Genomic DNA, 17278 nt, shown 5'->3' with positions numbered 1-17278 from the left:
CGGTTCGGCCTGGGGCGAGGGTCAGTCGCGCACGGCGTTGGCCATCCGGGCCATGGACAGGGCCTGCTGCGCGCGGCCGAGGACCACCACACGGGACTCGTCGATGTGCCCCAGCAGCGCGTCGTGGGCCTGCTGCAGCCGACCGTCGAGGACCAGTTCGGCCACCGCGATGTGCTCGTTGACGGTGGCGCTCATCCGGTCCGAGGTCAGGTAGTCGAACATCCGCACCGGGCGGACCTTCGCGTTGACGCTCGCGAGGGCGTCGGACAGCGCCGGATTTCCCGAGGACGCGAGCAGCGTGGTGTGGAACCGCTCGTCGAGCACCACGAATCCGGCGTCCGGTTCGGGGGCGGTCTTGCGGAGCACGTACCAGGAGTCGAGCTCGGGGCCGAGCACGTCCGCGTCGTGCGCGCCCTCACCGCCGTCGAGGATCCGGCGGATCCCGCCCAGCTCCAGCATGATCCGGAGTTCGTACAGGTCACCCAACTCGTCGAGACGCGGCCGGTACGGGAACAGGCCGTGCTGGTCGCGCTCGACGAGCCCGTCGGACTGCAGACGGGCCAGCGCCTCCCGCACCGGGGTGCGCGAGACTCCGTACATGTCCGCGAGTCGTTCCTCTCCGAGGCGTTCGGACGGGGCAAGGCGCCCGCTCATCAGGTCCGCGCGCAGCGATCGGTACACCTGCTCGCGCAGGGGGCCGGGCATCAGATTGCCATCGCGTCTCGGACGGCGGCGGCCGACTCGGCGCCGCCGCTGCCGGTGGAGGTCACGTGCCCCGATGCCAGCACGCTGTAGTGCTGGGCCGACTGCAGCGCGAAACCGATGTGCTGTTCGACCAGCAGCACCCCGAGGTCGCCGCGCGCGGTCAGTTCCATGACGGTGCGTTCGATCTCGGCGACGACGTTCGGCTGGATGCCCTCCGTCGGCTCGTCGAGGATGAGGATCTTGGGTTCGGTGATCAGCGCGCGGGCGATCGCCAGCTGCTGACGCTGGCCGCCCGAGAGCAGTCCGGCGCGACGGTCCAGCAGCGTGGTCAATGCGGGGAACAGGTCGAGTGCCTCCGCGATCAGGGCCTTGCCGCGCTTGCGTCCGTCGGCGACGACCTGGAGGTTCTCGGCGGTGGTCAACTGTCCGAAAGACTGCTGGCCCTGCGGTACGTACGCCAGTCCGCGCGCCACCCGGGCACTGGGCCGAAGACCGGTCACATCCTCCCCGCCCAACACGATTCGACCCGAGTTCACCTTGATCAGCCCGACCGCGGCCCGCAGCAGGGTGGTCTTGCCGGCACCGTTGTGCCCCATCACGGCGGCGACACCGCTGTCCGGAACCCTCAGCGAGACGCCGTGCACCACCTCGGTGCGTCCGTAGCCGGCGCGGATGTCAATGAGCTCGAGCATGATCGGCCTCCGTGTCGTCGTGGTTCGTTGCCGCTGCGGTCCCGAGGTAGACCGCCTGAACCTTCGGGTCCGCCTGGACCTGCGCGACGGTGCCCTCGGAGAGCACCTTCCCCGCCGCCAACACGGTCACCGACGTGGCGAAGGCACGCATGAAGTCCATGTCGTGCTCGACGACGACGACGGTCCGCTCACCGCCGATGCGCCGCAGCAGGTTTCCCGTCTCCTCGCGCTCCTCGAGACTCATGCCCGCGACGGGCTCGTCGAGCAGGAGTACCGAGCAGTTCTGCACGAGCAGCATGCCGATCTCCAGCCACTGCTTCTGTCCGTGCGCGAGAATCCCGGCCGGCGCGTCCCGCAGCCCGGTCAGCCCGGTGGTCTCGAGCGCCTCCTCGATCTCGGGAAGCACGCTCTTGCGTCGGCGCAAGAGCGTCAGCGCGGATCGCCCTGCGCCGGCGGCGATGTCGAGGTTCTGGAGGACCGTCAGCTCCTCGAAGACACTGGCGGTCTGGAACGTGCGCCCGACTCCGAGCCGGGCGATGTGATGGACCTTCTTGCCGATCAACTCCACACCCGACTTGGTGGCGGAGCCGGTGGCGGGGACGAGTCCGGTGATCGCGTCGACCAGCGTGGTCTTTCCTGCACCGTTGGGGCCGATCAGGAACCGGAGGTCACCCTGCATCAGGGTGAGGTCCACACCGTCGACGGCGGGGAAGCCGTCGAAGGTGACCCTCAGGTCGCGGACCTCGAGATACTCGCTCGACATCCCGGCGTTGCCTCCCCGGGTGGGGGACTTGACGGTTTCGCTCATGACGGCACCTTCACTGGTTCGAGGGCTTCCACTGCGGACGCCGCGGGATCGGGCAGGTTCCGGACGCGTCGCCGACGGCGCGCCAACGCGAACAGCCCGGCCACTCCGGCGGGGAAGAAGCCGACCACGACGACGAACATCAGGCCCTGGGCGTAGATCCAGCCCGACGGCCAGTTCTCGGAGAAGGCGGACTGCGCCCAGGCCACCCCGATCGCGCCGAGGACGGGCCCGAGCAAGGTGGCTCGGCCGCCGATCGCCACTCCGATCAGGAAGGCGATGGACGGGACGATGCCGATGTCGGCGGGCGAGATGATGCCGACGATCGGGACGAACAACGCACCGGCGATGCCTGCCAGGAAGGCCGCAACGACATAGGCGACGAGCTTGACGTTGGCCGGGTCGTAGCCGAGGAAGCGGACCCGCTCTTCCTGGTCGCGGACCGCGACCAGGAGTTCGCCGTAGCGGCTCTGCATCAGCTGACGGATCAGCGCGACCGCGGCGAGCAGTACCGCCCCGGCGATGAAGAACAGCATCCGCTTGTTCGCCGGATCGTTCAGGTTGAACCCGAAGAAGGTGCGGAACCTGTTGAGCCCGTTGCTGCCCCCCATCGACTGCTGCCCGACCAGGAGGATCGCGAACGCGGCGGCCAACGCCTGGGACAGGATCGCGAAGTACGCGCCCTTGACCCGGCGCTTGAACACGCCGAGGCCGAGCAGGAATGCGACGGCGGCGGGCAGCAGCAGCACGGCCGCGATCGCGACGTACGGCGAGGCGAACGGCTGCCAGTACCCGGGAAGTTCGGTCTTGCCCGCGATCGCCATGAAGTCCGGCACCGCCTGGCCCTTGAGCTCCGCGTCGGCCACCTTCAGGTGCATCGCCATCGCGTAGGCACCGATGCCGAAGAACACACCCTGCCCGAGGGTGAGCATTCCGCCACGGCCCCAGGCCAACCCGATGCCGACGGCGACCAGAGCGAAGCACAGGAACTTGGCGAGCAGATTCAGTCGGAAGTCGCTCAGGAGTGCGGGCGCGAGGCCGAACAGCACGACTGCGGCGAGGGCGAAGCCACCCCACACCCGTGTTCGGGGACCGGTCAGGAGATTCACACCAGGCTCCTTGTCTTGACGGCGAACAGGCCCTGGGGCCGCACCTGCAGGAACACCACGATGACGACGAAGACGATGACCTTCGCGATCGAGGCGGTGGTCGAGTACTCGACGAACGAGTTGAGGATGCCGAGCGCGAAGGCGGCGATCACCGCGCCCTTCATCTGGCCGAGTCCGCCGACCACCACGACGAGGAAGGCGTCGATCAGGTAGCTCTGCCCGATTGTCGGACTGGTCGACCCGATCAGCGTGAGCGCAACGCCCGCCACACCGGCGAGCCCGGAACCGATGAAGAACGTGGTGACATCGGTTCTGCGGGAGGAGATTCCGCTCGTCTCGGCGAGGTCCCGGTTCTGTACCACTGCGCGGATACGCCGGCCCATCGAGGTACGCGCCAGCGCCAGCGAGAGTGCGACCACCGCCGCCACGGCCAGCATCATGATGAAGATGCGGGTCTTGGGTACCATCGCGCCGAGGATGTCGACGCCGCCCGAGAGCCACTGCGGCGCGATGACGTTCACCGCGGGCGCGCCGAAGATGTCACGCGCGAGTTGTTGCAGGATCAGTCCGACCCCGAAGGTCACCAGCAGGGTGTCCAGGGGCCGGTGGTACATGCGGGAGACGAGCAACATCTCGAGCGCGACGCCCATCGCGCCGCCGACGACGAAGCCGACCAGCAGGGACAGGAAGAGCGAACCCGAGGCACTCGAGACCACCTGCTGCACAACGTAGGCCGTGTACGAGCCGGCCATGATGAACTCGCCGTGGGCCATGTTGATCACGCCCATCTGTCCGAACGTCAGCGACAGTCCGAGCGCGGCGAGCAACAGGATCGAGCCGATGCTGAGCCCGGTGAACAACTGTCCGATCACGACATCCATCGAAGATGCCCAACCTCTCTACTAGTCGGCTCCGCCGCAGGTCGCCGGCGGAGGGAGCGGGACCCTACTGCTTGCTCATGCCCTCGGCCCACGGGTACGACGTCAGGTACGGGTCGGGCTTGATCGGCTGACCCGAGTCCCAGATCGTGTAGATCAGGCCGTCGCCGCGAATCTCACCGATCCGGGCGGTCTTGGTGATGTGATGGTTGGACCCGTCGATGGTGACCGTTCCCTCGGGGGCGTCGAAGCTGACCCCGTCGGCGTTGTCCTGAATGTCCTTGGTCGCGAACGACTTCGCCTTCTCGACCGTGTTCTTCCACAGGTAGACCGAGGTGTACGCGGCCTCCATCGGGTCGGAGGTCGGCTTGTTCTGCCCGTACTTGGCCTTGTACGCCTCGACGAACTTCTTGTTCTCCGGCGAGTCGACCGTCTGGTAGTAGTTCCACGCGGTCAGCTGGCCCTCGACGTTCTGAACGCCGATCCCGCCGACCTCCTCCTCGGCGATCGAGACCGAGACGACCGGCATCTTGGTCGGCTCGAGCCCGACGTTCTTGTACTCACGGAAGAAGGCGACGTTGGAATCACCGTTGAGGGTGTTGAACACGGCGTCGGCACCGGCTGCGCGCACCTTGTTGACGATGGTCGAGAAGTCGGTCGAACCGAGTGGGGTGTAGTCCTCACCCTTGATCTCGATGCCGTTGGCCGCCGCGTAGGCCTTGATGATCCGGTTCGCCGTCTGCGGGAAGACGTAGTCGCTGCCCACCAGGTACAGCGACTTGACGCCCTTCTGCTTGAGGTAGTCCAGTGCGGGGATGATCTGCTGGTTGGTGGTGGCGCCGGTGTAGAAGATGTTCTTCGAGTCCTCGAGGCCCTCGTACTGCACCGGGTAGTAGAGCAGCGAGTTCCTGTCCTCGAACACCGGCAGCATCGCCTTGCGGCTCGAGGAGGTCCACCCACCGAAAACTGCTGCGACACAGTCACTGCTGATCAGCTTCTCGGCCTTCTCCGCGAACACCGTCGGCTCGGACGCCCCGTCCTCGGCGACCACCTGGATCTGCTTGCCGAGCACGCCTCCGGAGTTGTTGATCTCCTGGATCGCCAGCGCGATCGAGTCCCGGACGGTGACCTCGCTGATCGCCATGGTGCCCGAGAGGGAGTTCAGCGACCCGACCTTGACGGTCGACCCGGAGGTGTCCACGCACGAGGCGGCCGAACCGGCGTCGGCCGCACTGTCGGACGCCTTGCTGCCACAACCGGTCAGCACCAGACCGAGGGCGGCCAGCGCCGCCGGCGCGGCGAGGGTGCGCTTCGAGAAGGTACGCATGTACGAGCCTTTCCGTCGATGAACGTGCGAGGTGAAAGTTCTGGGAAGCCCTGTATCCGAACCGCGTATACAACGCGGTATTCGATAGGGGCAGACAGTATTCGGCCGTTGTTGCGCCGGAATGACTCTCAGTCACCAGTTGATTTCGCAGATTGCATCGGCGTGAACAAGTCCTCACGCGGACTTGGGAAAGGCTCGGCTGTGGCGCGTCGGAGCGCCACCGGCCACCGCCCGGCGACTCATCGCCGAACCATCGTGCTGCACAAACGAAAAACGTCCCCGGCCGAAGCCGGGGACGTTCGCGACCGCACGCGGCCCGTGAGTACTTCTGGCCCCGTGGGACACCAGAAGTACTCGCGGGCAGCGGAGCTGGCTCAGAAGTTGATCATGTGACCCGCGAGGCCGTGGATGGCCTCCTGCAGCGCCTCGCTCAGCGTCGGGTGGGTGTGCACGTTGCGCGCGAGCTCGTTGACCGTCAGGTCCCACTTCTGGGCGAGGGTCAGCTCGGGCAGCAGCTCGGAGACGTCGGGACCGATCAGGTGACCGCCGAGCAGCTCGCCGTGCTCGGTGTCCGCGATCAGCTTGACGAAGCCGGTCGGATCGCCGAGTCCGTGCGCCTTGCCGTTGGCGGTGAACGGGAACACCGCGACCTTGATGTCGGATCCGCGGGCGGTCGCCTCCGCCTTCGCCTGCTCCTCGGTGAGTCCGAAGCTGGCGACCTGCGGCTGGCAGAACGTCGCGCGCGGCATCATCCGGTAGTCGCCGAGTTCGAGCGTCTCGGCGCCGGCGATGGTCTCCGCCGCGACGACGGCCTGCGCCTCGGCGACGTGAGCGAGCATCAGCTTGGCGGTGCAGTCACCGATGGCGTAGACGCCGGGCACATTGGTGCGCATCCGCTCGTCGATCGCGATGGCGCCGCGGTCGAGGGCCACACCGGCGGTCTCGAGGCCGAAGCCGGTGACGTTCGGGGCGAAGCCGACGGACTGCAGCACCTTGTCGACGACGACGGTGTCGACGACACCGGACTTGTTGTCCTTGATCGCGACGGTCACTTTGGCGCCGTCGTCCTCGATCGTCTGCACGGCCGCACCGGTCTTGATGGTGACGCCGAGCTTCTTGTACTGCTTCTCGATCTCCTTGGAGACGTCCGCGTCCTCGTTGGGCAGCGCACGGTCGAGGAACTCGACGATGGTGACGTCCACGCCGTAGTTCTTGAGCACGTAGCCGAACTCCATGCCGATGGCGCCGGCGCCGACGATGAGGATCGACGCGGGCAGCTCACGGGTGGTGATCTGCTCTTCGTACGTGACCACGTTGCGGCTGAGCGAGGTACCGGGCAGCAGCTTGGTGGTGCTGCCGGTGGCGATGATGACGTTGTCGAAGGTCACCGAGTCGGTGCCGCCGGCGCTGAGGGCGATGTCGATCGCCTTGGGACCGGTGAAGGTGCCGCGACCGTCGTACTCGGTGATCTTGTTCTTCTTCATCAGGAAGTGGACGCCCTTGACGCGGCCGTCCGCGACCTTGCGGCTGCGATCGAAGGCGGCGCCGAAGTCGAACGACGCCTCCCCCGAGATGCCGAAGGTCTTGGCTTCCTTGGTGAAGATGTGCGCAAGCTCAGCGTTGCGCAGAAGTGCCTTGGACGGGATGCAGCCCACGTTCAGGCAGACACCGCCCCAGTACTTCTCTTCGATGATGGCGGTTTTCAGTCCGAGTTGTGCCGCGCGGATAGCAGCGACGTAACCACCGGGACCGGCACCGAGGACAACGACGTCATAGTGTGAGGTCACGATTCCCCAGGGTAGTCCCGTGCCGATTCGGCGTCCCGGGACGGTCCGGTTACCTGCCGGTAGGGATACGGGCCCGATCCGCCGATCCTGCGAAAGTCCTCGCAAACGCCTGCCGTGCGGCACCAACAGGGGCCAGAATCGACGACGGCCGTGGACCCGTCAGGAGCGGGTCCACGGCCTTGTCGACCGGTAGCTGCTACCGAGAAGTCAGAGCGAGCCGGTGATGATCTGCGGGGCGACCAGGGTGATCAGGTCGAGCAGGCCGCTGATGGCGCCGACACCGTTGGTGATGCTTCCCATTGCGTTGTCCTCACTTCGTACGACACGCCTACCCATTGGCAGGCGCGGAAGGTCCTAGCTGGTGCTACCTGGCTGAAATCAGCTGGTGAACTTGACGACCTGGTTCAGCAGGCTGAATGCGAAGTCGACGACCTCGGTGATGGTGGTGCTGCCCATATCGAACTCCTCCATGTGTGTAATCCACGACACAACCCGGGTATATGTGTGTCGGCACACACGGTAAAGCAGGTAGTTACACAAAGCAATGGTGCTTTACGACTTCTTTTATGTTGCCTGCCAGCGGTGGCTGGACGGTGTCGAATTCCGGTAGAAAGGATGAGCGTGCGCACCCGTGCGCCCGCACCGAACCGAACTGAACTGTGAGGCCTCCACCATGCGTCTTCGGACCTCGTCCCGCCGCGCCCGACTGCTCGCGGCCGCCGTCTCCTGCACCGTCCTTCCGATGCTGGCCGCGCCCGCGATCGGGCACGCCGACCCCAGCACCGAGACCACGACGGGATCGAAGCTCGAGCGCATCGACGACAGCGGGTCCCGCAAGGTGACCGCACAGGTGTACTCGGCGGCAATGGACCGGGTCATCCCGGTCGAGGTGATCACCCCGGCCGACACCAGCGTGCCGCGGCCGACGCTGTACCTCCTCAACGGCGCGGGCGGCGGCGAGGACCGCGCGACCTGGCAGAAGCAGACCGACGTCATGGACTTCTTCAAGGACAAGAACGTCAACGTGGTCACCCCGATCGGCGGCGCCTTCAGCTACTACACCGACTGGCAGAAGGACGACCCCGAACTGGGCCGCAACAAGTGGACGACCTTCCTGACCAAGGAACTGCCCCCGATCATCGACAAGGCCTTCGACACCACCGGCGTCAACTCGATCGCCGGCATCTCGATGGCAGGCACCTCGGTGCTCAACCTCGCCATCGCCGCACCCGAGCTGTACAAGAGCGTCGGCGCCTACAGCGGCTGCGCGGAGACCAGCACCGAGGCCGGCCAGTTCTACATCCGCACCGTCGTCGAGTCGCGCGGCGGGGCCGACGCGACCAACATGTGGGGACCGTTCGACGGCCCGGGCTGGAAGGCCAACGACCCGGTCGTCAACGCCGAGAAGCTGCGCGGCATCGAGCTTTTCGTCTCCTCGTCCACCGGGCTTCCCGGCGATCACGACACCCTCACCAGCCCCGGGATCAACGGCCAGCTCGGCACCCTCGCCAACCAGGTCGTCGTCGGCGGCCTCATCGAGGCCGCGGTCAACCAGTGCACGCACAACCTGCAGGGCCGGTTGGAGCAGCTGAACATCCCCGCGAACTTCGACTACCGCCCGGCCGGCACCCACTCGTGGGGCTACTGGCAGGACGACCTGCACGAGTCGTGGCCGATGCTGGCCAAGTCCATCGGCCTGTAAGTCCGCCGAAGCTCAACGGCCCCCGCACCACGCGCTGGTGCGGGGGCCGTTTCACGTCCGGGACCGGGTACCCGAGTTCGGCAAAGCAGGTATGGCCCCCGGTACATCTGCCGTCGCCGCCGGCCGTCCCTGCCGGGAATCTGTGACCTGACTCACCGAACCGCGCGAGTCGACCACGAAACAGCCAGGCAAGGAACCACATCGATGATCGTCACCCGTACCCACCACACCGGCACCCGCACGCTCTCCCGGACGCTCGGAACCCTCGTCGCGTCAGGCGCACTCGCCGCTGTCGCGGTGGGGCTCGCAGCCGGCCCCGCCAGCGCCGCCACCCACAACTGGGACGCCGTCGCCGCCTGCGAGAGCAGTGGGAACTGGTCGACGAACACGGGCAACGGCTTCTACGGCGGCCTCCAGTTCACCCAGAGCACGTGGGCGGAGTACGGCGGTTCGGGAAGTCCGCAGCACGCGTCACGCGATGAGCAGATTCGCGTGGCCGAAAGGGTTCTCGACGGACAGGGCCCCGGCGCCTGGCCCGTGTGCGGCCGAAACCTCTGACGAGGCCGCTGTCCCGCCCGCAGTCGCCGCTCGAGGATCTTGCCGACCGAGTTCTTCGGCAGGGCGTCCACGAACACCACAGCAGTTGCCCGAGTGTGCGTTGCACGAAGCTCCGAAAGGTCGTGCGGGCGTGGGACTACGTGGCTACCGGGATGACGCGGTCGATGATCGGGGTCAGGTCCAGTCCGGTGGGCAGGGTGCCGTAGACCGTGCCCCAGTCGCCGGCGAGCCGGGTGGCGACGAACGCGTCGGCGACGGACGGGTTCCCCGACCGCACCAGCAGCGAGCCCTGCAGCGCCAACGCCAGCCGGCCGACGACGATCCGGGAGCGGTACTCGAGGTTGTCCAGGTCGGCGAACTGCGCCTTCAGAGCGGCGACGTAGGCGTCGTAGCGGGCGTCGGATCCAGCGGCGGAGTCGAGTTCGTCGAAGAACACGCCGAGCACCTCGGGTTGCTTGGCCAGCGCGCGCAGCGTGTCCAGCGCTGCGACGTTGCCGCTGCCCTCCCAGATCGACCCCAGCGGCGCCTCGCGGTACAGCCGCGGCATCCCCGACTCCTCGACGAAGCCGTTGCCGCCCAGGCATTCCAGCGCCTCCGCGGCGTGTCCCGGCCCGCGCTTGCAGACGTAGTACTTCGACACCGCCAGGCCCAGACGACGCAGCAGCCCGGCCCGCTCGTCGCCACGCAGCGCGGCGTCCGTCTGCGACGCCAGCCACAGCGCGACGGTCATGGACGCCTCCGCCTCGACCGCGAGATCCGCGATCACGTTGCGCATCAACGGCTTGTCGATCAGCACCGCGCCGAACGCGCTGCGATGTGCGGCATGATGGGCAGCCTGGCCGACCGCCTCCCGCATCAACGCCGACGTGCCGAGGGTGCAGTCCAGGCGGGTCATGTTGACCATCTCGATGATGGTCCGCACGCCACGGCCCTCGTCCCCGAGCCGCCACCCGATCGCATTGTCGTACTCGACCTCGCTGCTGGCGTTGGACTTGTTGCCGAGCTTGTCCTTGAGTCGCTGCAGCGCAATGGAGTTCATCGTGCCGTCCGGCAGCACCCGGGGCAGCACGAAACAGGTAAGCCCGCCGGGCGCCTGCGCCAGGGTGAGCAGGATGTCCGACATCGGCGCCGAGGTGAACCACTTGTGGCCGACGATCCGGTAGCTGCCGTCCGGCTGCGGGGTGGCCGTGGTGGTGTTGGCCCGCACGTCCGAGCCGCCCTGCTTCTCGGTCATCGACATGCCGGCGATCAGGCCCCGCTTGAGCGCGGTCGGCGCGACGGACGGGTCGTACTGGTCGTTGCTCAGCAGCGGCTCGAACTCGGCGGACAGCTTCGCGTCGGCGCGCAGCGCGGGAACCGCGGCATAGGTCATCGAGACCGGGCAGCCGTGCCCGGCGTCGGTGACCTGCCAGGCGGTGAACTTCGCGGCCCGGATCAGGTGTGCGTTGTCACGGTTGTCGCGCCAGGCGGCCCCGTGCAGACCGAACTCCACCGCGTGCCGCATCAGGTCGTGATAGGCGGGGTCGTAGTCGACACGGTCGACCCGGTTTCCGTAGCGGTCGTGGGTGCGCAGGATCGGCGGGTGGGCCTCCGCGCGGTCGCCGAGCTCCTTGGCGTACGCGCTGCCGGCGAGGGTGCCCACCTCGTGGACCTCGGCGAGCGCGTCGGCGGCGCCTGCGGCGGTGAGGATCTCGTCGAACAGCGGATGCCCGGCGGTGTCGTAGTCGACCAGCGGCGGAACCTGGTTGGTCACCTCGTGCGTCTTCACGGCTTGTCCTCCACTTCCTCACGCATGCTCAGTTCGGCGAACTGTGCGCGGTAGTCGTCGTAGGCCCACCGCAATTCGTCGGCGGGCCAGTTCTCCGGCAGCAGCTCGTCGGGCAACGCCGGGTCGGTTCGCAGGTGCCGCACCGCGGCCGCTGCGGCCATGAACCGCGCCTCGGACTGTTCCGGCACCGTCAGCGCGGCCAGGACCAGCCGGGCCTCGGCTGCCCAGGTGTCGAGTTCCCAGAGCTGCGCGACCAGCGCGTCGGCGTTCTCCGGGACGGTGGTGAACCGGTGCACCTCGTCGAGGGGCGGCAGGTCGTGCCCGGCCAGGTTCGCGGGGCGCATCCACACCCCTTCCCGCAGTTCGGCGTACCGATGCTCGGCGAGGATCATGCGCAGCGCGCCGCGGGCGCCGGCCTCGCGACCGGACACCACGACCACCACCATGTCCCAGCCGCCGTCGAAGGGGGTACGCCGCGGGTTGACCAACGCCTCCTGCAGCGCCTGCCGTTCCAGATGACGGGCGCCGAGCAGGTACATCGAGTCCGTCGAGACCAGGTCGCCGGCCGCGACCATCCGGGAGAGCGCGGCCCGCATCGTCGACGAGGCGATCCCGAACAGCTCGCCGATGCGGGTGATCTCCCGACCGGGCATCCGCGCCGGGCGGATACCGAGCAACAGGCTGAGCACCACCGACCGTGCTGTCATCGGCGGCGCGAGCTCGGCGAGCGTGCGTACCGGCATGGCACCCCCTCGACGTTACAAATTCCGAACGGCTGTTCTTAGTTTGTAACACTCCGCGCACGGAATGGGAACCCCCACCCCGCCCGCACGTGGACCCGCGACGAGCCGAACCGGTGTGCGGGATTCCGCAGACATCACTCAGCGAAGGCGCTGCTCCGCAATGGCCGCTACCGCCGCCTTTGCAACCTTCCCACCGGGCGCGAGCGGCAGGTCTTCGACCACCACCACGTGTTCGGGGATGTACTCACGGGTGACGCCCTGCGCACCTAGCCATGCCGCCAACTCGGGCGCTGTCAACTCGCGGCCGTCACTGGTAACCACGACCGCACACACCTTCTCACCGAACAACTCGTCTCGCACACCGATGACCGCGACCATCGTGATCGCCGGGTGGGCGCGCACGAACTCCTCGACCTCGACGGCCGAGATGTTCTTGCCGCCGCGGATGATGATGTCCGCCTTGCGGCCGACGACCCGGACGCGTCCCGTGGCATCGATCTCGACGATGTCGCCCAACAGCATCCAGCCGTCGTCGGTGTACAGCTCGGCGTTGGCCGCGTCGTCGTCCCAGTAGCCGTGGCACATCAGCGGGCCGTTCACCCCGGGCTGGCCGCGCCGCTCGTTGCCGAGCACCTCGACGCCGGCATCGTCGAACACGCGTACCTGCATGTTGTCGAGCACGTACCCACAGGTACGCAGGCGGGTGTCGGAGTCGTCGTCGACGGTGGTGACACTCACCGCACCGGTCTCGTTGGAGCCGTAGAACTGCAGCACCGCCGCCCCTGTGCGCTCCTCGAACGCGAGGGCCTCCGAGTACGGCACCGCCTCACCGCCGGTGAACATCGCCCGCAGGGCACCCAGGTCCGCGTCGCGGCCACGGTCGGAACGCAGCAGCATCTTGAACTGCGTGCTGACACAGTTCAAGACGGTCACCCGCTCGCGCTCGAGCAGGTCGATCATGGTGTCCGCGCTGAACCGCTCGAGGACGACGTTGGGCGCGCCGAGCAGCGCCGGCAGGAAGTGCGAGGTCCACAGTCCGAAGCCGAACGGCGCCGGGACCGCGCCGAAGAAGACGTCGTCACCGGTGATGTTGCCCGCGCGCCTCGCCACCTCCGAGAACGCGATCCAGCGGTGCTCGGTCTGGGTCACCAGCTTGGGCAGGCCGGTGGTGCCGGACGTGGAGTTGAGCATCGACACGTCCCGGATACCGAAACGCGGGCTGGTCGCCTCGAACCGCCGGTCGGCCACCTCGATCTGCGTCCCGGTGGCGTCCTCGACCACCACCGACCCCAGATCGTCGACGTAGACGACGTACTCCGGGCCGCCGGTCCGCTCACGCAGTTCGGCGACGAGCGGTGCGACGTCCTGGCCGCGCAACGTGCGCGCGGTGACGAGGACCCGGCAGTCGGCGCGCGTCGTCAGGTGCGCCACTTCCTTGATCCCCGAACGCGATCCGATACCCACTGCGATGCGGCCGGTCCGGAAAGCGGCAATCAACGCGGCGTGGAAGACCATGGTGTCGGGCAGATACAGCGCGACCGCGCCGGGTTCGCCGTCGCCGTCGCGCTCGGCCAGCGCCGACAACGCGGACGCGATCCGGTCGGCGGTCGCGTCGTAGCCGGCCCACGAGATACGGACCTCGGGTGTGATGAACGCGAGGTGATCCGGAATGGTGAGCGCCCAGTGCCGCACGAGCTCACTGATGCTGAGGTCGGCGAACCTCTCGGGCGCGGTAGCGAAGTCGCCGACCGCGATGTCGAGTGTCGTGGTGATGTTCCCCATCGAGCTCACTTTCCCACCGTAGTTTCCAGAAGGCCCATCGACTGCTTGTAGGCGGCGTCGAGGGAGTCGGCGTCGGACCGGGTTCCGATGATCCGGCCGCGTTGCATGACGTAGCCGCGCTGCACCACCGACTTCAACGTCGCCAGGGCGGGCTCGGCCACCAGCACCGTGACACCCTCCGCCGCGAGATCACCGACGAGCGCACGCAGTTCGGCGACGATCTTCGGAGCGAGTCCGGTCATCATCTCGTCGAGCAGCAGGACCTTCGGCGTCGACAGCAGTGCCCGGCCGAGCACCAGCATCTGCTGCTCTCCGCCGCTGAGCACGCCCGCGTAGCTGCGCGCACGTTCCCGCAACACCGGGAACCGTTCGAACGCCGACTCGATCGCGTCCTTCTTCAGGCCCTGCAGGTCGGCGCCCACCTGGAGGTTCTCGAGCACCGACATTTTCATGAACAGCTGCCGGCCCTGCGGGACGTAGGCGAATCCCTCGCGTACCCGCTGCAGCGCCGACATCGAGTCGACACAGTGGCCGTCCACCGACACCTCACCGGTGCCGCGGACGGAGCCGTACACCGCCCCGAACAGGCTGGACTTGCCCGCACCGTTGGGGCCGACGATCGCGGTCACCGTACCGGATGTGGCCGTGAACGAGACGCCGTCGACCGCGACGGCCGAGCCGTACCGGACCCGCAGGTCCTTCACGTCGAGCGTGGTCATGAGTTTTCCTCTCCTGCCCCGAAATACACCTCTCGCATCGCGTCGCTCGCGAGACATTCGGCGGGTGCGCCGTGAAACTCGACCGAACCGAAGTCCAGCAGGACGACGGTGGTCGCGAGTTCGGCGATGAGATCGACATTGTGATCGACCAACACCACACCGCGACCCTGTGCCTGGATCTTGCGCACGGCGCCGGCGATCGCGGCGATCCCGGTGTGGTCTGCGCCCGCGAACGGCTCGTCGAGCAGCAGTACCTGGGGATCGGTCGCCATGGCCCGCGCCACCTCGACCAGGCGCTGGCCGCCCAGACTCAGTTCGCCGCACGCGCTGGTGGTGTCGTCGATCGAGTACTCGTGTGCAACCGCGCGGGCACGGTCCGCGGTGGCGCCCCAGTTCTCGAACGGCCCCTTGAGCGCCCACCACAGCGAGTGCAGCGGCGAACTCATCCGCCGTCCGTACAGCGCGGGGACGATGTTCTCGACCGCACTCAACTCCAGCGCCAACTGCGGGTGCTGGAAGGTGCGTGACAGTCCCTGCCGCGCACGCTTCTCACTCGCCCCACCGAGCGTCCGCCCCGACAGCGTCACCGTGCCGGCGTCGGCCTTCTGCGTGCCGAAGATGCAGTCCACCAGCGTGGTCTTTCCGGCGCCGTTGGGGCCGACGAGACCGACGACCTCGCCGGGCGCGACGGTGAACGAGACGTTGTCGACGGCGCGGACGCCACCGTAGTTCTTGGTGAGCCCGGAGACCTCGAGCAGCACGCTGCCGGTCATGAGCGATCACTTCCTTCCTCGACCGAGCCGGACTTCGTCGAACCGGTGAGACGACCGAATGCCGCGGAGACCCACCCGATCACGCCGCCGGGGGCGATGACGAGGATCAGCAACACCGCGATCGCCAGCAGCAGCTCACCGCTGCCCTGGTAGCCGGGCATGTTGAGGGTCACGATCACCACGATCAGCGCACCGAGCGGGGCTCCCCACGCGCTGTTGCGACCGCCGATGATCGGCATGAAGATCGCGAGGAACACGATGCTCAGCGTGAAGGTCTCGGGCGTGACTGCCTGCACCGAGACGGTGAACAGCGAGCCGCCGGTCGACGCGATGGCGGCACCGATCGCCAGCGCGACCACCGTCAGGTGCGCGGGGTTCACCCCGGACGAGCGCGCGGCGTTCTTGTTGTCGCGGGCAGCGCGCAACGTCAGACCCCACACCGACTTGCGGAGCCGGTCGACGATGACCGCGATCGCGCAGACGAACAGGATCGCCAGCACCACCAGGGTGTACCGCGGCGGCTGCCAACCGAACAGGCTGACGGCCTCGACACCCGAGATGCCGGCCGAGCCGCCCGTGAAGCTGGGCCCGTCGATGAGCCAGTGCTCGAAGGCGACTCCGAACAGCAGCGTGACGGCGGCGAGGTAGAAGCCGGACAGCTTCTGCGTCGCGAGCGCGAGGACCACCGCGACGACCGCGGCCGCCAGGGCTCCGATCACCCAGCCCCACCACATCGACAGACCGGTCTTCACCGAGATGAGGGCGACGGCGTACGCGCCGATCGCGGCGTACGCGCTGTACGCCATCGACAGCGAGCCGGCCATCACGAAGGGGATGTACATGCCGAGCGCGATGAGCGAGTACGTGGCGGCGAGGAAGACGAGGTCCTGTCGGTACAGGCTCGGCCCCATCCACGCCAGCACCGCCGCGACGACCGCGAGCGTGATGCCCGCTTCGACCGCAACGCCGGCGAACGGGCGTCCGGCCCGAGGCGATGCGGCGTCGGGTGCCGCGGCAGCGGCCTCGAGTGACATGTCGGTCGTCATCAGACGCGCACCTTCCTAGAGAGCAAGCCCTCCGGCCGGAAGGCGAAGAACACCAACGCGATCAACAGGATCGCGGTCTGCGCGGCGCTGGCGCCGAAGTAGTACGGCGCGAACACCTGAACGAAGCCGAGCAGCAGCCCGCCGACCAGCGGCGCCCAGCTGCGGCCGGTACCGCCGATCACGAGGGCGATGAACGCCGTGAGTGTCCACGACAGACCGCTGGTGAACTGCACACCGGCTTTGGACGCGAACAGCAGGCCGGCGATCGCCGCGATCAGGCCGGCGACGGTGAACGCCACCAGGCGCACCCGATTCACCGGCAGCCCCAGCACGCGAGCCGCCTCGGGGTTGTCGCCCACCGCGCGCAGCAACCGTCCGGTCTGCGAGATCTGCAGCCACAGGCCGACCGCGGCGAACACGATCGCGGTGCCGGCGATCAGCACGATCGACGAACTGTCGACAGTGGCACCGGCGACGGTGACGGGCTGGAAGTCGAAGAGCTTCTGCCCCGGCAGCGGGGTGCGACCGAAGATGGTGCCTGCCAGTTGCTGCACCGCGAACAGCACCGCGGTGACCGCGACCAGCGCGGGCAGTTCGCCTCGCCCGGAACGCTTCTGGACCTGCTGGACCACGAGCTTCTCGGTGATCACCGACAACGCCATGCCCACTGCGAGGCCGAGTAGCAGCGCGAGCCACAGCGGAACGCCGTGGTCGACCACGACGAAGCTGCATGCCATCGCGGCGGCCATCGCGTACGGGCCCATCGCGAAGTTGAAGAAGTCCGCGCCCACCACCACGAGGTACATGCCGAGGGCGATGAGTGAGAAGAATGCGCCGATCTCGAGAGCGGCGAGCCAGAGTTGTGCGTCAGTCATGATTGTGTC

The 17278-nt window shown here is 67.7% G+C and carries 16 protein-coding genes; 2 read left to right on the top strand and 14 right to left on the bottom strand.

What is annotated here, in order from left to right:
- Positions 1-21: 21 nt before the first annotated feature.
- The 7 genes from FK531_RS11865 to lpdA form a co-directional block, all read right to left on the bottom strand.
- Complete coding sequence (locus FK531_RS11865) at positions 22-705, bottom strand: GntR family transcriptional regulator (RefSeq protein WP_142099443.1); 684 nt, start codon at positions 703-705, stop codon at positions 22-24.
- Positions 705-1397, bottom strand: a complete 693-nt coding sequence (gene urtE, locus FK531_RS11860) for an urea ABC transporter ATP-binding subunit UrtE (RefSeq protein WP_142099441.1) — start codon at positions 1395-1397, stop codon at positions 705-707. The genes FK531_RS11865 and urtE overlap by 1 nt, the downstream gene beginning before the upstream one ends.
- Positions 1381-2205: an urea ABC transporter ATP-binding protein UrtD gene (gene urtD / locus FK531_RS11855; protein ID WP_142099439.1), complete on the bottom strand. Its 825-nt coding sequence runs from the start codon at positions 2203-2205 to the stop codon at positions 1381-1383. The genes urtE and urtD overlap by 17 nt, the downstream gene beginning before the upstream one ends.
- Positions 2202-3311, bottom strand: a complete 1110-nt coding sequence (gene urtC / locus FK531_RS11850; RefSeq protein WP_142099437.1) for an urea ABC transporter permease subunit UrtC — start codon at positions 3309-3311, stop codon at positions 2202-2204. The genes urtD and urtC overlap by 4 nt, the downstream gene beginning before the upstream one ends.
- Positions 3308-4192, bottom strand: a complete 885-nt coding sequence (gene urtB / locus FK531_RS11845) for an urea ABC transporter permease subunit UrtB (protein WP_142099435.1) — start codon at positions 4190-4192, stop codon at positions 3308-3310. Before urtB ends, urtC begins: the two co-directional genes overlap by 4 nt.
- Before the next feature lie 64 nt (positions 4193-4256).
- The gene (gene urtA / locus FK531_RS11840) at positions 4257-5516 is read right to left on the bottom strand and encodes an urea ABC transporter substrate-binding protein (protein ID WP_142099433.1); all 1260 of its coding nucleotides are present in this window, start codon (positions 5514-5516) and stop codon (positions 4257-4259) included.
- Between the two features lie 374 nt (positions 5517-5890).
- Positions 5891-7303, bottom strand: a complete 1413-nt coding sequence (lpdA, locus tag FK531_RS11835; RefSeq protein WP_142099431.1) for a dihydrolipoyl dehydrogenase — start codon at positions 7301-7303, stop codon at positions 5891-5893.
- A gap of 673 nt (positions 7304-7976) precedes the next feature.
- Between lpdA and FK531_RS11830 the strand changes: the two genes are divergently transcribed.
- A complete protein-coding gene (locus FK531_RS11830; RefSeq protein ID WP_142099430.1) occupies positions 7977-9005 on the top strand; it encodes an alpha/beta hydrolase in 1029 nt (342 codons plus the stop codon).
- Positions 9006-9209: 204 nt separating this feature from the next.
- A complete protein-coding gene (locus tag FK531_RS11825) occupies positions 9210-9563 on the top strand; it encodes a transglycosylase family protein (protein WP_142099428.1) in 354 nt (117 codons plus the stop codon).
- Between the two features lie 136 nt (positions 9564-9699).
- Here FK531_RS11825 and FK531_RS11820 read toward each other — a convergent pair whose 3' ends face one another.
- From FK531_RS11820 to FK531_RS11790, 7 genes are all read right to left on the bottom strand, one after another.
- Positions 9700-11331 (bottom strand): acyl-CoA dehydrogenase family protein, encoded by a 1632-nt coding sequence (locus FK531_RS11820; protein WP_142099426.1) that lies wholly within the window; start codon positions 11329-11331, stop codon positions 9700-9702.
- The gene (locus tag FK531_RS11815) at positions 11328-12074 is read right to left on the bottom strand and encodes a PaaX family transcriptional regulator C-terminal domain-containing protein (protein ID WP_142099424.1); all 747 of its coding nucleotides are present in this window, start codon (positions 12072-12074) and stop codon (positions 11328-11330) included. The genes FK531_RS11820 and FK531_RS11815 overlap by 4 nt, the downstream gene beginning before the upstream one ends.
- Positions 12075-12212: 138 nt before the next feature.
- Complete coding sequence (locus FK531_RS11810) at positions 12213-13856, bottom strand: class I adenylate-forming enzyme family protein (protein ID WP_142099611.1); 1644 nt, start codon at positions 13854-13856, stop codon at positions 12213-12215.
- A 5-nt stretch (positions 13857-13861) separates the two neighbouring features.
- On the bottom strand, positions 13862-14575 hold the full coding sequence (locus tag FK531_RS11805; RefSeq protein WP_142099422.1) for an ABC transporter ATP-binding protein: 714 nt from the start codon (positions 14573-14575) through the stop codon (positions 13862-13864).
- Positions 14572-15348, bottom strand: coding sequence for an ABC transporter ATP-binding protein (locus FK531_RS11800; protein WP_142099420.1), 777 nt, complete (start codon positions 15346-15348; stop codon positions 14572-14574). Before FK531_RS11800 ends, FK531_RS11805 begins: the two co-directional genes overlap by 4 nt.
- Positions 15345-16394 (bottom strand): branched-chain amino acid ABC transporter permease, encoded by a 1050-nt coding sequence (locus FK531_RS11795; protein ID WP_142099418.1) that lies wholly within the window; start codon positions 16392-16394, stop codon positions 15345-15347. The genes FK531_RS11800 and FK531_RS11795 overlap by 4 nt, the downstream gene beginning before the upstream one ends.
- Complete coding sequence (locus tag FK531_RS11790) at positions 16394-17269, bottom strand: branched-chain amino acid ABC transporter permease (protein ID WP_142099417.1); 876 nt, start codon at positions 17267-17269, stop codon at positions 16394-16396. The genes FK531_RS11795 and FK531_RS11790 overlap by 1 nt, the downstream gene beginning before the upstream one ends.
- Positions 17270-17278 lie beyond the last annotated feature (9 nt).

Origin of the sequence: Rhodococcus spelaei (assembly GCF_006704125.1) — a bacterium.
Lineage (GTDB): Bacteria > Actinomycetota > Actinomycetes > Mycobacteriales > Mycobacteriaceae > Rhodococcus_G > Rhodococcus_G spelaei.
This window is presented reverse-complemented; position numbering and strand designations above follow the sequence as displayed.

Coding starts and splice junctions, on each gene's coding strand:
- FK531_RS11865 (WP_142099443.1), bottom strand. CDS start 705: ATGCCCGGCCCCCTGCGCGAGCAGGTGTACCGATCGCTGCGCGCGGAC.
- urtE (WP_142099441.1), bottom strand. CDS start 1,397: ATGCTCGAGCTCATTGACATCCGCGCCGGCTACGGACGCACCGAGGTG.
- urtD (WP_142099439.1), bottom strand. CDS start 2,205: ATGAGCGAAACCGTCAAGTCCCCCACCCGGGGAGGCAACGCCGGGATG.
- urtB (WP_142099435.1), bottom strand. CDS start 4,192: ATGGATGTCGTGATCGGACAGTTGTTCACCGGGCTCAGCATCGGCTCG.
- urtA (WP_142099433.1), bottom strand. CDS start 5,516: ATGCGTACCTTCTCGAAGCGCACCCTCGCCGCGCCGGCGGCGCTGGCC.
- FK531_RS11830 (WP_142099430.1), top strand. CDS start 7,977: ATGCGTCTTCGGACCTCGTCCCGCCGCGCCCGACTGCTCGCGGCCGCC.
- FK531_RS11825 (WP_142099428.1), top strand. CDS start 9,210: ATGATCGTCACCCGTACCCACCACACCGGCACCCGCACGCTCTCCCGG.
- FK531_RS11815 (WP_142099424.1), bottom strand. CDS start 12,074: ATGCCGGTACGCACGCTCGCCGAGCTCGCGCCGCCGATGACAGCACGG.
- FK531_RS11810 (WP_142099611.1), bottom strand. CDS start 13,856: ATGGGGAACATCACCACGACACTCGACATCGCGGTCGGCGACTTCGCT.
- FK531_RS11805 (WP_142099422.1), bottom strand. CDS start 14,575: ATGACCACGCTCGACGTGAAGGACCTGCGGGTCCGGTACGGCTCGGCC.
- FK531_RS11800 (WP_142099420.1), bottom strand. CDS start 15,348: ATGACCGGCAGCGTGCTGCTCGAGGTCTCCGGGCTCACCAAGAACTAC.
- FK531_RS11795 (WP_142099418.1), bottom strand. CDS start 16,394: ATGACGACCGACATGTCACTCGAGGCCGCTGCCGCGGCACCCGACGCC.
- FK531_RS11790 (WP_142099417.1), bottom strand. CDS start 17,269: ATGACTGACGCACAACTCTGGCTCGCCGCTCTCGAGATCGGCGCATTC.